11 protein-coding genes are annotated in these 13,345 nt (G+C 61.7%); 3 read left to right on the top strand and 8 right to left on the bottom strand.

Translation table 11 applies throughout. From position 1 onward, the window contains the following. Positions 1–48: 48 nt before the first annotated feature. The 4 genes from galE to IRI77_RS26445 form a co-directional block, all read right to left on the bottom strand. The gene (gene galE / locus IRI77_RS26430; protein WP_194447995.1) at positions 49–1,035 is read right to left on the bottom strand and encodes a UDP-glucose 4-epimerase GalE; all 987 of its coding nucleotides are present in this window, start codon (positions 1,033–1,035) and stop codon (positions 49–51) included. A gap of 129 nt (positions 1,036–1,164) precedes the next feature. Further along, positions 1,165–2,778: a Do family serine endopeptidase gene (locus IRI77_RS26435; RefSeq protein ID WP_194447996.1), complete on the bottom strand. Its 1,614-nt coding sequence runs from the start codon at positions 2,776–2,778 to the stop codon at positions 1,165–1,167. A gap of 37 nt (positions 2,779–2,815) precedes the next feature. Continuing rightward, positions 2,816–3,715 carry a DMT family transporter gene (locus IRI77_RS26440; protein ID WP_194447997.1) on the bottom strand — a complete coding sequence of 300 codons (900 nt, stop codon included), beginning with the start codon at positions 3,713–3,715 and terminating at the stop codon, positions 2,816–2,818. After that, on the bottom strand, positions 3,712–5,001 hold the full coding sequence (locus IRI77_RS26445; RefSeq protein WP_194447998.1) for a M20/M25/M40 family metallo-hydrolase: 1,290 nt from the start codon (positions 4,999–5,001) through the stop codon (positions 3,712–3,714). Before IRI77_RS26445 ends, IRI77_RS26440 begins: the two co-directional genes overlap by 4 nt. A 135-nt stretch (positions 5,002–5,136) precedes the next feature. On the opposite strand from IRI77_RS26445, the gene motA reads away from it, so the two are divergent. After that, a complete protein-coding gene (gene motA, locus IRI77_RS26450; RefSeq protein WP_194447999.1) occupies positions 5,137–6,003 on the top strand; it encodes a flagellar motor stator protein MotA in 867 nt (288 codons plus the stop codon). A 26-nt stretch (positions 6,004–6,029) separates the two neighbouring features. Continuing rightward, entirely contained in the window at positions 6,030–6,836 is an 807-nt protein-coding gene (locus IRI77_RS26455; protein WP_194448000.1) for a flagellar motor protein MotB, read from the top strand. Here the strand turns inward: IRI77_RS26455 and IRI77_RS26460 are convergent. Next, the gene (locus IRI77_RS26460; RefSeq protein ID WP_194448001.1) at positions 6,811–7,473 is read right to left on the bottom strand and encodes an HAD-IB family phosphatase; all 663 of its coding nucleotides are present in this window, start codon (positions 7,471–7,473) and stop codon (positions 6,811–6,813) included. The two genes, IRI77_RS26455 and IRI77_RS26460, sit on opposite strands and share 26 nt — an antisense overlap. Before the next feature lie 68 nt (positions 7,474–7,541). On the opposite strand from IRI77_RS26460, the gene IRI77_RS26465 reads away from it, so the two are divergent. Then, complete coding sequence (locus IRI77_RS26465; protein ID WP_194448002.1) at positions 7,542–7,961, top strand: hypothetical protein; 420 nt, start codon at positions 7,542–7,544, stop codon at positions 7,959–7,961. Here IRI77_RS26465 and IRI77_RS26470 read toward each other — a convergent pair. The 3 genes from IRI77_RS26470 to IRI77_RS26480 all read right to left on the bottom strand — a co-directional run bounded on the left by IRI77_RS26470 (position 7,958) and on the right by IRI77_RS26480 (position 12,981). After that, positions 7,958–8,242, bottom strand: a complete 285-nt coding sequence (locus tag IRI77_RS26470) for an NAD(P)H-dependent oxidoreductase subunit E (RefSeq protein ID WP_194448003.1) — start codon at positions 8,240–8,242, stop codon at positions 7,958–7,960. The genes IRI77_RS26465 and IRI77_RS26470 overlap by 4 nt on opposite strands. Then, on the bottom strand, positions 8,230–9,387 hold the full coding sequence (locus IRI77_RS26475; protein WP_194448004.1) for a radical SAM/SPASM domain-containing protein: 1,158 nt from the start codon (positions 9,385–9,387) through the stop codon (positions 8,230–8,232). Before IRI77_RS26475 ends, IRI77_RS26470 begins: the two co-directional genes overlap by 13 nt. A 198-nt stretch (positions 9,388–9,585) precedes the next feature. Beyond that, positions 9,586–12,981: a TonB-dependent receptor gene (locus IRI77_RS26480; protein WP_194448005.1), complete on the bottom strand. Its 3,396-nt coding sequence runs from the start codon at positions 12,979–12,981 to the stop codon at positions 9,586–9,588. Positions 12,982–13,345: the final 364 nt, after the last annotated feature.

Consider the following 13,345-nt stretch of genomic DNA (forward strand, 5'->3'; position numbering starts at 1 on the left):
TAGCGCAGGCAAGCAGCGGCCAGCTATCCGAAGCTGGCCGCTGCCTCTTTACGCCAACTGCCTGGGCAGATGCTGGTGCTGCCAGGCCCAGGCGCTTCCGACGATCTGCTCCAGCGATGAGAGCTGCGGTTTCCAGCCCAGCAGGTGGGCGGCGCTGCTGGCGTCGGCCACCAGGGCGGCTGGATCACCGTCCCGGCGAGGCGCCATGCGGACCGGCACCCGCAGTCCCGAGACCTGCTCCACCATATCCACCATCTGGCGGACGCTGAGCCCGCAGCCGGTGCCGAGGTTCAGTTTCATCGAGCCGTTGCCGCTCCCCAGTTTGTGCAGGGCCAGCACATGCGCCCGGGCCAGGTCGCTCACATGGACATAGTCGCGCAGGCAAGTGCCATCCGGAGTGGGGAAGTCATCGCCGAAGACATGCAGGGCCTCGCGCTGGCCCATGGCCGCCTCGATGATGCTGGGGATGAGGTGCGTCTCGGGCGTGTGAAACTCACCCGTCTCGCCGTCGGGATCGCAGCCGGCGGCGTTGAAGTAGCGCAGGGCGGCGTAGCGAAAGCCGTGGCAAGCCGCAAACCAGTGCAGCGCGAGCTCGACCATCTTCTTCGACTCGCCATACGGACTCATCGGGTTCTGGGGCGCGTCCTCCCGGATGGGGAGGCTGTCCGGAGTCCCGTAAGTCGCACAGGAAGAAGAAAAAACTATGTCCTTGACGCCGTGATCCAGCATCACGCGCAGGAGATTCAGGCTGCCTTCCACGTTGTTGCGGAAGTAGCGCACAGGTTCGGTCATGGACTCGCCGACGTAGGCAAGCGCCGCGAAATGCATGACGGCCTGAGGTTGATGTGACCGGAAGACCCGGCGAAGCGCCGCTTCGTCAGTGAGGTCTGCGACCTCCAGCGGGCCCCATTTGGCGGCCCAATCGTGTCCCCGGAAGAGATTGTCCACGACTACGACTTCATGCCCCGCCTGACTGAGGGCCTTGGCGGCGTGGGAACCAACGTACCCCGCGCCCCCCGTTAGAAGTACTTTCATCGGCGAGAAGACTCTACGCACCCATGGTAACCCGAAGGGGGCGTTCCGTTACGCCCATCTGTCCACAAAACAAAGGCCGCCGCATCCCGCGGGAGATGCGGCGGCCTTTTCTGCGTCGGCTGGAAAAGCCTAGTTCTGGGGGACAGTGCCCGGCAGGTAGATGCCTGCCCAGCTGATATCCGTTCGGTTGCCCGGAGCGGAAGTGGGCCTCATTACCCGGAAAGCGACCGGAGCGCCCGGTTTCAGACTGCTGAGAATCGCCTTCACGTCTTCGAAGCTGGACACCGGCCGGCGATTGATGCTGGCCAGGACGTCCTTCTCCTTGATCCCGATCTCCTCGGCGGCCGAACCGTCTTCCACGGTGGTGACCATGACGCCGCTGGGGAAGTCGTACTTCATCTCCTTGCGCTCAGCCGGGGTGAGGGATCTCACACCGAAACCAAAGCGAGGCGTGGTCATGGAGGGTTTTTCGGCGCCAGGTTCGGTCATCTCACGACGCAGGCCGGCGAGTTGCGGGTCGTCCTTGAAGACCTCCTCTCGGTCGCCAATGACCACTTTCTTGTCCATCTTCTGGCCTTCGCGGTCGAGACCGATGGTCACTTCCGTGCCGGCCGGCATCTCGGAAACGCGGCTCACCAGGTCGTCGCCATCCTTGATCGGGTGGCCGTTCAGCGAGAGCAGCACATCTTCACCCTTCAGTCCGGCTTTCTGCGCCGGGCCGTTGGTGGTGACGGACTCGATAATGACGCCGTTCTTGAAGCCCAGAGCCTTCAGCGTCATTTCCATGGACGTCTGGTTGCGCGGGAACTTGATGCCGATGGAGCCGCGCGAAACTTTACCAGACTGGATGATCTGGTTGTAGCTGCGGACAGCCGTATTCACAGGCAGGGCGAAACCAATGCCCTGGTAGCCGCCCGAGGAGGTGGCGATCATCGTATTGATGCCGATGACGTCGCCGTTGATGTTCACCAGCGGGCCGCCGGAGTTGCCGGGGTTGATCGCCGCGTCGGTCTGGATAAATCGTTGGAACTGCTGGGGTGAGATGTCGCGGCCGGTGGCCGATACGATGCCGGCGGTCACCGAGGTCTCGAGCCCGAACGGAGCTCCGATGGCCACGGCCCAATCGCCTACCTGGACGCTCTCTGAGTTGCCGACCTTGATGGCCTGCAGCGGCCGGCCGGCGTCGATCTTCAAAACCGCGATGTCGATTTCCGGATCGGAGCCGATGAGCTTCGCCTTGTAATCCGTCTTATCGCCGGTGAGGCGAACCTTGATGTGATCGGCCTGCTCCACGACGTGCAGGTTCGTCATGATGTAGCCGTTCTTGTCGACGATGAAACCGGAGCCGGAGCCTTCCCGCTTGCGCGGCGCTTCGCCTCCGAAGGGGGAGCCGAAGAAGCGCTGCAACGGATCGGCCTGGCTGTTGCTGTCTTCATCATCGTCCTGCGGCGCGACATGGGGATTGCGGCGCTTATTGGATGTTTGCGTCTGCTTTGGCGTGTAATCGGTGGCGATGAAGACCACCGACGGCTCTAGCATCTGCGCCAGTTTGGTGAATTCATTGGACAACTTCTTCACCGGGGGCAGAGCGAGCGGAGTCGCGTCCGGCGCCACGGCCTGTCCCTTGGCGGCGCTGACGCCAACGGTCAGCGCATTGCCGACAAGGACGAGGGCGGCGACGGCAAGCAGTGCCATGTTCATCGTAAAGAGCTTTTGCTGGCGGAACTTGTCAAACCAACGCATAGAACTTCCTTGTTGAATCTTTCCAGTGGTGCGACCGTTACCCCTCTTGATGTCTGGAGGGTGGCGCGGGTTTCACTTCTACCAATACGATACCTGACAAGATCAGGCCTGCACCGGTCAACGACCGCACCGTCCAGGCTTCGCCGGCCGCTACCCAGGCCGTGAGGCCCGCGAAAACGGGTTCCAGGGCAAAGATCAGTGCGGCGCGGGTGGCCGATGTATGCTGCTGAGCCCAAGTATAAAGCAGAAACGAGAGCGCAGTCGCCAGGACGGCCGTGACGATGACGCCGAATAGCAGCCGGGGCGACCAGGCAATATGGGGTGTCTCCATGGTGGCGGCGGCCAGCCAGGAGAAAGCGGCCACGCCGGCGACCTGAAAGAGACTCAAACGCTCGTAGTCCATCTTCCTCGTATAGTGCGCCACCGATAGCATGTGCGCCGTGAAGGCCACCGCGCAGCCTACCGTGAGAATATCTCCTGCATTTAGATGGAGATCCCAGTCGCCGGACGTCATCAGGGCCGTGCCGGCGGTAGCCGCGGCCGCGCCGGCGATCTCCGCCAACCGCGGCATACTCCTATTGACGAGAGAAGCGCCCAAAGGTACCAGCACGATGTACAACCCGGTGATGAAGGCCGACTTGGAGGCGGTGGTCAGGCGCAGGCCCGCCGTTTGCAGGGCATAGCCGAGAAAGAGCAGGAAGGCGCATTGCACCCCGCCCACCCAGTTGACGGGCTGCTTGCGGGTGAGCCGGCCGCGCAACACGGCGGCCAGGATGATGCCGGCGAGACTGAAGCGCAACGCCAGGAAAAGAAAAGTCGAAGAGTCCAGCAGTGCCTCTTTGACAACGACAAACGTAGCGCCCCAAATGAATGCGATGCCGGCTAATGCCAAATCGGCCCGCACATGGCGGGCTGGTCCGGACTTGGCGGTCTTCATGCGGCAGGGGCGCTATCGGCCAACAAGAGGCACATCAAGAGGAAAGCGCGGCGCAATCCGAGGTCGCGGCCTTCCGGCGAGTACCATTCATTGACGGTGTGGGCGCCGCCGCCCTGGCCGCCGGCGCCGATCGAGATGGCCTGTAAGCCCATGGAAAGGGGGATGTTGGCGTCGGTGGAGGCGCAATCGAGATGCGATTTGATGCCGAGATGGGCGTCCACTGCCTCGACAAACCCGCAGATGGGGGATCCTTCGGCGAGGCGGCCGCCGGGCCGGGCTCCGGTTTCCTTCAGGCGGCCGGTGACGCGGCCGGAGACAGCGCGTTCGTTCTCGGCACGCAAAGCCCGCTCCAGGATGGCGGCCAGCGACTCGGAGAGCTCATCGAGGTCGCGGGCGGCTTCGGCCCGCAAGTCAACCTTTACCCGTGCGCTGGCGGGAATCGCATTGACGGTGGAGCCGCCTTCGATGACCCCGAAATTCCAGGAGGACGGGCGCTGGCGCGGCGGCTCCTCCAGCCGGGTATCCGCATACCAGGTGATGGCGCGGGCCAGGGCGTGGATGGGATTGGCCGCACCGTGGTCCGACCACGAATGCCCGCCCGGGCCGGTGACCGTAATCTCAAACCGGCGGCAGGCCAGGGCTTCCACTGTGATGTGGTTGGTGCTGGGGCCGTCGAGCACCAACACGGCCCGCAGGCGCGAGGCGAATGGCGACTGGCGGCAAAGGAAACGCATCCCGCTGAGGTTGCCCTCGCCCTCTTCACCGACGTTGGCGACCAGCAGCAGGTTGCCGAGCGGCAACTGGGGCTTGGGCTCCGTGGCGAGCGCTTTCGCGATGGCCAGCAGGGCGGTGAGGCCCGTTCCGTTGTCGGCGACACCGGGACCGCAGAAACGATCGCGGGCCTCGACGCGGATGTCTTCCGGGGTGCGCGGCGCGAGAACGGTATCCAGATGGGCTGTGACCGCGACCAGGGGCGTGTTCTTTTCCGCCGGGCCCAGTTGGGCGGTGACGTTGCCGGCGCGGTCGATCTTCGCCTCCCAGCCGAGGGCATTGAACTGGGCGGCCATCCACTCGGCGCGTTTCTGTTCCTGGAAGGTGGGCGCCGCGATTCGGCAAAGGGTGAGGTGCTGTTCGTCGATCCAGCGGCGTTCGCGCGCGAAGAAACGGAGCACTTCCCGCACGCCGGGACTGTTGGCCAGCCATTCGAGGGATTCGACGGCAGGGGGCAGGGCGTGGGTCTTTGCCGCCGGATTGCGCTTGCGCGCCAAGTCGATGGGACCCAGCATTCCATTCCAGTGTACATTGCCTGCTCAAACGCGCCTGAATGCGGCTTGAGAATGCGCGGTCCGGCGGGTTCAAGATCGGCGGGAACGGGCCGATACGGTTACCGGAAGCCCGCCCAGAGGGGGCCCAAATCACATATGTTTGTACTCATTGGAGTCGCGATCGTAATCGGCGCGATCATCGGCGGCTACCTCATGGAGCACGGCAAGCTGATGGTGCTCATGCAGCCGGCGGAACTGGTGATTATTGGAGGCGCTGCACTGGGCACGATCTTTGTCGGCAACCCGCTGCACACCATCATTGGAATGGCAAAGGCGGTACTTGGTGCGCTCAAAGGCTCTCCATTCACCAAAGCCTTTTATTTGGAGCAGTTGAGGATGCTGAACGACATCTTCGTCTACGCCCGCAAGAACGGCATGGCGAAGCTGGAGTCCGACCTGGACGAGCCCGAGAAGAGCGCAATCTTTACGAAGTATCCGAGTTTCCTGAAGAACCACCATGCCCTGGATTTCTTCTGCGACACGGTGCGCATGTCCATCTCAGGTGGTGTGGGTCCCTTTGAGCTCGACCAGTTGATGGAACTGGACATGGAGGTGCAGCATCACGAAGGCTCTGAGCCGGCATCGTCCTTGACGACTGTCGCGGACGCGCTGCCCGGCCTGGGCATTGTGGCGGCGGTCTTGGGCGTGGTGATCACGATGGGGGCCCTGGGCGGGCCGCCTGAAGAGATCGGCCACAAGGTGGCCGCGGCCTTGGTGGGCACATTCCTGGGCATCCTGCTCTGCTACGGGTTCCTGGGGCCGCTGGCGTCCAACATTTCAAAGATCAATGACGGGCACGCGCAGTATATGGGTTTCCTGCGTATGGCCATTCTGGCGTTTGTGAAGGGGACGGCTCCTTCCCTGGCGGTGGAGTTTGCGCGACGGGCGATTCCGACCCATCTGCGTCCTGGCTTCAAAGAGACCGAGGCGATCATCAAGGGCGGTGCGGCCAAGCCCGCTTAGCGGCGGCATGGACGGGAGGGAATGGCATGGGTAGCACAACAACTCCGCCGCCGATCATTGTGGTCCGCAAGAAGAAGGGCCACGGCGGCCATCACGGGGGCGCCTGGAAGGTCGCCTATGCGGACTTCGTCACGGCCATGATGGCTTTGTTCATAGTCCTCTGGCTGCTCTCCAGCGACGAAAAGGTCAAGAAGGCAGTAGGCGGATACTTCATGGACCCGACTGGAAACGGGCGCATGGTGGGTTCCAACATGGCGGGTGCCGGGACGGGTATCGAGCTGACCACGGAAAACATGAGCAAGCTGAAGGAGAAGATCGAAGCGGCCATGAAAGAGCTGCCGAAGTTCGAGCAGATGAAGAACAACGTGCAGGTGACGGTTACGAATGAAGGTCTTCGCATTGAACTACTGGAAAAAGAGAGTGGGATGTTCTTCGAGAGCGGAAATGCGAAGCCATCGCCACAGGGCACGGAACTGATCAGGATGTTGGGGGAGCAACTGAGCCAGTTGCCGAACAAGCTTCTGATTGAAGGGCACACGGACGCAAAGCCTTACGCCTCCGAGGCGGGTTATACGAATTGGGAGCTGTCCGCCGACCGGGCGAACTGTGCGCGGCGCGTGTTGCAGGAATCCGGCATCGCGGTGGACCGGGTGGCCCAGATCCGTGGTTTTGCCGATCAGCACCTGCGCAACAAAACCGACCCGTTCGACCCTGCCAACCGGAGGGTGTCCGTGCTCGTCCAATACCGCGAGGTCCCGGCAGCGCCAAAACCCGCAGCCGAGCCGGCTAAAAGCGAAGCAGCGCAGCCTAAGGCCGCGGAGCCTCACCACTGAGAAACCGGGCGATCTCTGACCAGCGGCGAAATGGGTGAAATGACACACCGCTCCGCTTGAGGTTGTTCGCCAGCCACCCGGTGGCAAAGCGCAATTCGGCGTCGACCAGCAGGGCGGGCTTCTCATCGGGGGGGCCATTGCCGGCGAAGGCTACACGGTCGTAGTGCTTCAATGCAGTGCGAACAACGGCCGACTTGTCAATTCCGTACTCGGGACTGTAAAAGGGCGATCCGACAGGCGGCTGCAGCACCAGGCCGGAGCCTTCCACATAATGGCCCGGGTTCGAGTGGACCTCCAGGTGGCCCAGCCCCAGGCCGGAGAGAAGTTGGTCGATGTACCAATTGGAGCCGTTGGACACGATCACGACATCCCAGCCGGAATCATGGAGTTGCGCCACAGCTGCGGGCAGTCCCGGATCTACTTCCATCAGCGGCAGCAGGGCTTGCAGTTCCGCTTCGGAACAACGGATCTGTCCGAAAATGCCGGCCATCGCTTCAAAGTGCGTCAGGCGGCCGGTGGAGTAGCCTTGCCAGAAGTCGGGCACCGAGCCTTTGGAGCAATGCGGCAGGGCCAGTTCGTAGAAATCCAGACGCGAAATCGTGCCGTCGAAGTCAGTGATGAGAACCGAGGAGGGCATGGGGCGATCCGGTGAGGGTGAAATTGCCCCCGCCCTTGAATGATAATTTATCTAGGAAACACGCGTTTATGTCACAGGTTCAACACATTGCACTGGCGCCGGAACGGCAGGCGCTGCGGGAAGCGAATCAGCTCAGAATCGTCACCGCCCAGGAAGAGGGGACAGCCATCCGGCATCTGCCGAATGGAGTTTACGGTTTCACCGGCGCTCCGGCCACCAACGAGATCCCGTTGTTCATCAAGCCCATTTTTGAGTGCTTTGAGGTACACAAACGAGCCGACGGCGAAGTGATCTTCATCGGCTATGTCACTGAAAAAGAAAAGCAGTTGATCGAACAGGGGCTGGAGCCAGTGGTGGCTGATCTCTACCCGGAACCGCATGGCGAGGCCTTGACACTGGTGGCGATCTCCGGCACCCGCGTGGACCGGCGCCGCCCGCCGACGCGCGACAATGGCAACTCGATGAAGGTCGATATCGGCCCGCGCTAGTTGAGCAGCCCGAGGCGCAACAGTTCCAGCTTGAGCCGCATGCGGCTCATCCATCCCATGACCCGGCCGTCCTCCACCATGGCGGGAGCGGCCTGGCAGCGGTGGAGGCATTTCGACTCGCTGATGCGCAGGTCGCCAGTGGCGTGTTCGTGGTGGTGCTTCAAGTCGTGGAGTAGTTCCGCGGCGCCGGCGTTCTTGCAGGATTCCCCGGTACAGACCACCATCACGTGGCGGTTGCGGCAGATATGGGGCGTTGGTTGATGGAGGGCTAGGCTTGCCATGGTGCTCCGATGGCCTCCTTCCGCTGGGGATTCGGCTCGTAGATGCAGAAGGGCTCTTCGGCGTGATAGTCGCCGGTGACGCCGAACGCGCGCGCCCGGCAACCCATACAAACCTGTTTAAATTCGCAATAGCCGCACTTCCCGTCCAGATTGTTCAGGTCGCGCAGGTCCTTGAAGAGTTCGGAACCGCTCCAGACCTCCTCAAAAGTCTGGCGGCGGAGGTCGCCGGCCTCCAGGGGCAAGTAGCCGCAGGGCTGGACGGAGCCGCGGTGCGAGATGAAACAGACGCCGGAGGCGGCGAGGCAGCCGCGGGTCATCTGATTCAGATCTGTGGGGTGGCCGCCCTTTTGGGGATGTCCGGCGTGCTGGGGGTGCGGCATCTGGGCGGGTACGGCCTCCCCGGCGCGGCGGGATTCGGCCCGGCGCTGGCGGGCGATGCGGTAATACTGCGGAGCGCAGGTCGCCTTCATCTCCATGCCGGAGTCCAGATTGCGATCGTAGAACCAATTCAGAATGCGCTCGGCGTCGGCGCCGGTGACCGACTGGTCTTCCGCGATGGTGAGCCCGCAACCCACGGGAACCAGCAGGAAGAGGTGGAAGGCGTCGACCTTCAGGCTCTTGGCCAGTTCAACCATCTCGGGCAGTTGGTGGGCATTGTGTTTGGAGACAGTGGTGTTGATCTGGGTGGAAATCCCCAGGTTCTGCAGGTGCTTGATGCCGCGGATTGCTGCGTCATAAGCCCCATCGTGACCACGAAAGGCGTCGTGGGTGCCCTGGTCGGCCCCGTCGAGACTGATGGCGACGCGAACGATGCCGGCATCCTTGATGCGATCGGCCATGGCTTCGTCAACGAGGGTGCCGTTGGTGGCGAGGGCTACGCGGATGCCGTGGGAGACCGCTCGCTTAGCAATATCAAAGACATCGCGGCGCCAGAGGGGTTCACCGCCGCTGAGGACCAGGATGAATGGGGCATATGCCGCAAGTTGGTCGACGATGTCCAAACATTCCTTGGTGGAGAGGTCGTCTGGGCTCATCAATTCAGTAGCACTGGCGCGGCAATGGATGCAGCGGAGGTTGCATCCGGTGGTGAGTTCCCAGAAGACCAGCCTTGGATTCGCGATGGAGGGGATGGCTGGCGCGGTCATACAGTTTTGTATGCAATTCGGGGACCACGCAACAGCCATTTAAATTCAATAGTTTAGCGGCATAGGGAGCGCGAGTGGGGGATTACCCCCACCTCAGCAGTGCGTCTGACAGTGTCGTCCCACCCACTCCACCTCTCAAACGAAAAACGGGATACCCCCGGTGAGGGGTATCCCGCAAGTGAAGGGGCCAGTGTTGAATCAGAAGTCGTAGCGGAGTGCCATCTGATAAATACGAGGACTCCCCGTGGTGGCGCTGATCCTGCCGAAGTTGGCCAGTGCGGTCAGGGACACACTGGGGTTGGCGAAGTTGACGTTATTGAGCGTGTTGTAGCCTTCGGCACGGAACGTGACCACGTGGGTTTCAGAGATCCTGAACCGCTTCACCAGGGACATGTCTATGTTGAAGTAGCGAGGCCCGCGGAAGGCGTTTCTGCCGCTGCTGCCGAGTTCGCCGGCGACGGGGAAGGAGAAGCGCCCCGCTTCCTCACTGGTGAGGAAGAAGACACCTCCTCCGCGCCGGTCGATGCTGCCGATGTTCCGGCTGCCGGTGTAGTTGGCCCAGGTGTTGACTGCGCCGTTGGTTGTCGTGCGGGCGGAGCTAACGGTATAGACCGAGCCGCTTTGCCAGATCATCAGGCCACCCAGCTCCCAGCCACCGACGGCGGTATCGAGCCACCGGGGCATGTCGGTGCCGAAGCGCTTGCCCTTGCCGAACGGGACGATGAAAGTGGCGGAGGCATTGAACGAGTGGGGCCGGTCGAAGTCGCTGCGGGCGCGATTGAGCGCCAGGTTAAAGCTGTCGATCGGAGCGGTGTAGCCATTCCCTTCAGCGGAACCGTTGTCGATGCTCTTGCTGAAAGTGTAGTTGGCGAACACCTGCAGGGCGCTCATCTTGCGGCGCACGCTGAATTGGAAGGAGTTGTAATAGGAGCGGCCGTTGTTGGTGCCTTGCCGGAGTTCGATGTACTGCGGGTAGTTGCGCAGGTAGAAGTCTGACACACCGGCGGCGCTGTAGCGGTTATTGAAGTTGCGGTCCAGGTTGCTCGCAGCGGTGCCGACGAGGCCCTGAGTGAAATTGGCGGCACCCAGGCTGGAGATTGCGGAGGCGGGGGTGCCGAAAATCCTGACCAGTGTGTTGTTGGCCGAGATCGGCGCGGACGAATTGGTTTGGAATGCCTGCAGCTCCTTGAAGGCGCTGAGGAAGTCACCGTACACCCGCTGCTGATTCTGGTTTACGTTCATGAACAGCTTGATGCCGCTGCTGCCCACGTACGCGACTTCGACGATGGTGTTGCGCATCAGTTCACGCTGCACATTCAGACTGAACTGGCTGGTGTATCCGGTGCGCAGATTGGGATCGAAAACTGAGATCGTGTTCTGGCGGTTATTGGGGAGCACGAGATCCGGGGCGGAGGGCTGGGTGGCCAGCGGGATTCCGTCCGCCAGGCGAACGTCTGTGCCGTTTGCATTCGGGGTGGTCAGCCCAGTCTGCGAGAAGCCGGGTGTGGCCCCGTCGACCGAACTGGTGGTGGCGCCGATGATGCGATCAAAGAAGATGCCGTAGCTGCCGCGAACGGCGGTCTTGCCATCGCCCTTCACGTCCCAGGCGAAACCGAAGCGGGGTGCGAAGTTATTGAAATCGTTGTTGTACCAGGCGCCCGACTTGGCCACGGCGAAGTTGGCGATCTGGCTGACCGAGTTGATTTTGGCTGCCTGATCGATAATTCCCTGCTGGCCGTTGGCCTCCGACGGAACGCTGGAGTATTCCCAACGCAAGCCGAAGTTGAGGGTCAGGTTGCGGCGAATCTTCCAATCGTCCTGGGCGAAGTAGCCCTGTTCGTTGAAGTTGAAGGTGCGGACCCGGGGCGTGCCAGGCTTCTGGAAGGTGGTCAGATCGCTATAGTACGTCTGAATGACCTGATTCATCCGGCCCAGGACGTCGTTGTAGAGACTCTCGAAGGTCTGGCGGTTGCCCGAGGAGATGGCGCCGCTGGCGACTGTCGGTCCAATGTTGGCGGGCACCGTATTGCCGAGGGTGGTCGCGGTGGTGACATTCGGGTAGATGCCCTGGTCGTTGTAACCCCACTGCTTGGTACGGCGGTATTGGCCGCCGAACTTGAAGGTGTGGTTGCCCATCACCTTGGTCAGGTTGTCGGTGACCTCATCCACGGGGGCATTGCGGCCCTGGGCAAAGCCGGCGTTATAGGGATCCGTGAACAGGTTGGAGATGATGGTAGGACCCTGAAGACGCCCGGGCCGCAGAAAGTCGGAGTTGGCGCTCTGATGGCCGACGCGCAACTCGTTCACCAGTGTCGGGGTCAGCACCCAATCCGAACCGGCCGAGAAGCCCCACCGCACGCCGCCCTGGGCGCCCTGGGGGAAGCCGGGAAATGTGGCGTCCGCGGAGTTCAGGGAGTCGATGGAGTAGGTGCGAAACCAGCTATAGCGGAAGAAGAGGTGGTGATTCTCCGTCAGGTTGTGGTCCACCTTACCGGTGTAGGCATTGTTGCGGCTGCCGGCAGGATTATTGAACCGGAATCCCGCGGTGTTTAGGCCGTCACCGGTATCAAAGTTGTTCGGGTCGGGCAATATCTTGAAGATCTTAGCCATCTCAGAGTCGACGCCCTTGCCGCGCGGGTCGTTCTGGGCGATGTTGAAGGACGAGATCGCAGTGCTGTTGGGGGCGCGCCAACGGAAAATGCCGGCCTTGGCTTCAGGAGTGAGGACCGTGCGGTTGCGGACTACTTCCTGGGAGACGCGGCTGCCCTGGTAGTTGAAGAAGAAGAACGTTTTGCCCTTCTTGACCGGTCCGCCGAAGGAGCCACCGAACAGATTCTGGATGTACTTCGGCCGCGCGACGCCGGATGTGTTGTTAAAGAAATTGTTGGCGTTGAGCTTGGTGTTGCGGAGGTAGTCGAACAAGTTGCCATGGAACTGGTTGTTGCCGGAGCGGGTGATGAGTTCCACCTGGCCACCGGCGTTGCGGCCATACTCAGCCTTGGCGCCGTTTGTGATGACACGGAATTCGCCGACGGAGTCGGTATTGTTCGCCGTCATGGATAAGCCAAGACGCGGCGTCACGGCGTCGTTTACGTCGATGCCGTCCAAGGTGGTGTTGTTGCTGCCTTGGCGCGTGCCGTTGACACGGGAAAACGTCGTGTCGCTGGGATCGATCTGGACGCCGGGCTGAAAGACTGCGAGAGCCACCGGGCTGCGGCCCAATTGGGGCAGTGTGTCAATGTCGCGCATGGTGATGGAGCGACCCATCTGCGCATCTGTTGTCTGGACACGGGCGGCTTCAGCCTCCACGACCACGCTCTCGGTCACCTGGCCGACTTCAAGTTTGAAGCGCTGGGTGGTGGCCACAGAGACGTTCAGCTCGACACCGCTGGCGACCGCCTTGCGGAAGCCGGGGGCCTCGACGCTGATGGTGTAGATTCCGGGCTGGAGTGAAGGGAAGATGAACAGACCGTCGGGACTGGTGACCCCATCGGCGCGCACCTGCGTCTTCTCGTTAAGAACGACGATTTTCGCACCGGGAACCACGGCCCCACTCTCGTCCTGGACAGATCCGTCCAGTCGAGAAGTTGCCACCTGTGCGGAGCTCAGCACTGCGCAGAGCGCTAGAGACAGAAATACCCTCAGTGTTGACATAACCTAAGTCCCCTCTGAAGCCAAGGTAATCGATAGATCCCTGGCTACCTTTTGATAGGTAATACTCTACGAAGATCTGTGACTTCTGTCAATACTTTTTGGTGCAGTTGTAGACTCCCGCAGACATAGACGTTGCTTGTTAATAGGCTGTAAGTGAATGAGTAATCTGAATTTAGGAGCGCTACTGGGATTCAGGTGATTCGCAGTGAAGCAAGTTAGCTGTAAACGCCGACGGCTCAGGCTGACGACTCTCTTGCATTCATGCTTGATGGGCAGGTCCCTCCATTCAACCGGTCCACCAGAA

The organism is Paludibaculum fermentans, assembly GCF_015277775.1.
GTDB lineage: Bacteria > Acidobacteriota > Terriglobia > Bryobacterales > Bryobacteraceae > Paludibaculum > Paludibaculum fermentans.

Bases quoted from the DNA above. Each gene is read 5' to 3' on its own strand.
- galE (WP_194447995.1), bottom strand. From the start codon at position 1,035: ATGAAAGTACTTCTAACGGGGGGCGCGGGGTACGTTGGTTCCCACGCC.
- IRI77_RS26460 (WP_194448001.1), bottom strand. From the start codon at position 7,473: ATGCCCTCCTCGGTTCTCATCACTGACTTCGACGGCACGATTTCGCGT.
- IRI77_RS26455 (WP_194448000.1), top strand. From the start codon at position 6,030: ATGGGTAGCACAACAACTCCGCCGCCGATCATTGTGGTCCGCAAGAAG.
- IRI77_RS26440 (WP_194447997.1), bottom strand. From the start codon at position 3,715: ATGAAGACCGCCAAGTCCGGACCAGCCCGCCATGTGCGGGCCGATTTG.
- IRI77_RS26465 (WP_194448002.1), top strand. From the start codon at position 7,542: ATGTCACAGGTTCAACACATTGCACTGGCGCCGGAACGGCAGGCGCTG.
- IRI77_RS26475 (WP_194448004.1), bottom strand. From the start codon at position 9,387: ATGACCGCGCCAGCCATCCCCTCCATCGCGAATCCAAGGCTGGTCTTC.
- IRI77_RS26435 (WP_194447996.1), bottom strand. From the start codon at position 2,778: ATGCGTTGGTTTGACAAGTTCCGCCAGCAAAAGCTCTTTACGATGAAC.
- IRI77_RS26445 (WP_194447998.1), bottom strand. From the start codon at position 5,001: ATGCTGGGTCCCATCGACTTGGCGCGCAAGCGCAATCCGGCGGCAAAG.
- motA (WP_194447999.1), top strand. From the start codon at position 5,137: ATGTTTGTACTCATTGGAGTCGCGATCGTAATCGGCGCGATCATCGGC.
- IRI77_RS26470 (WP_194448003.1), bottom strand. From the start codon at position 8,242: ATGGCAAGCCTAGCCCTCCATCAACCAACGCCCCATATCTGCCGCAAC.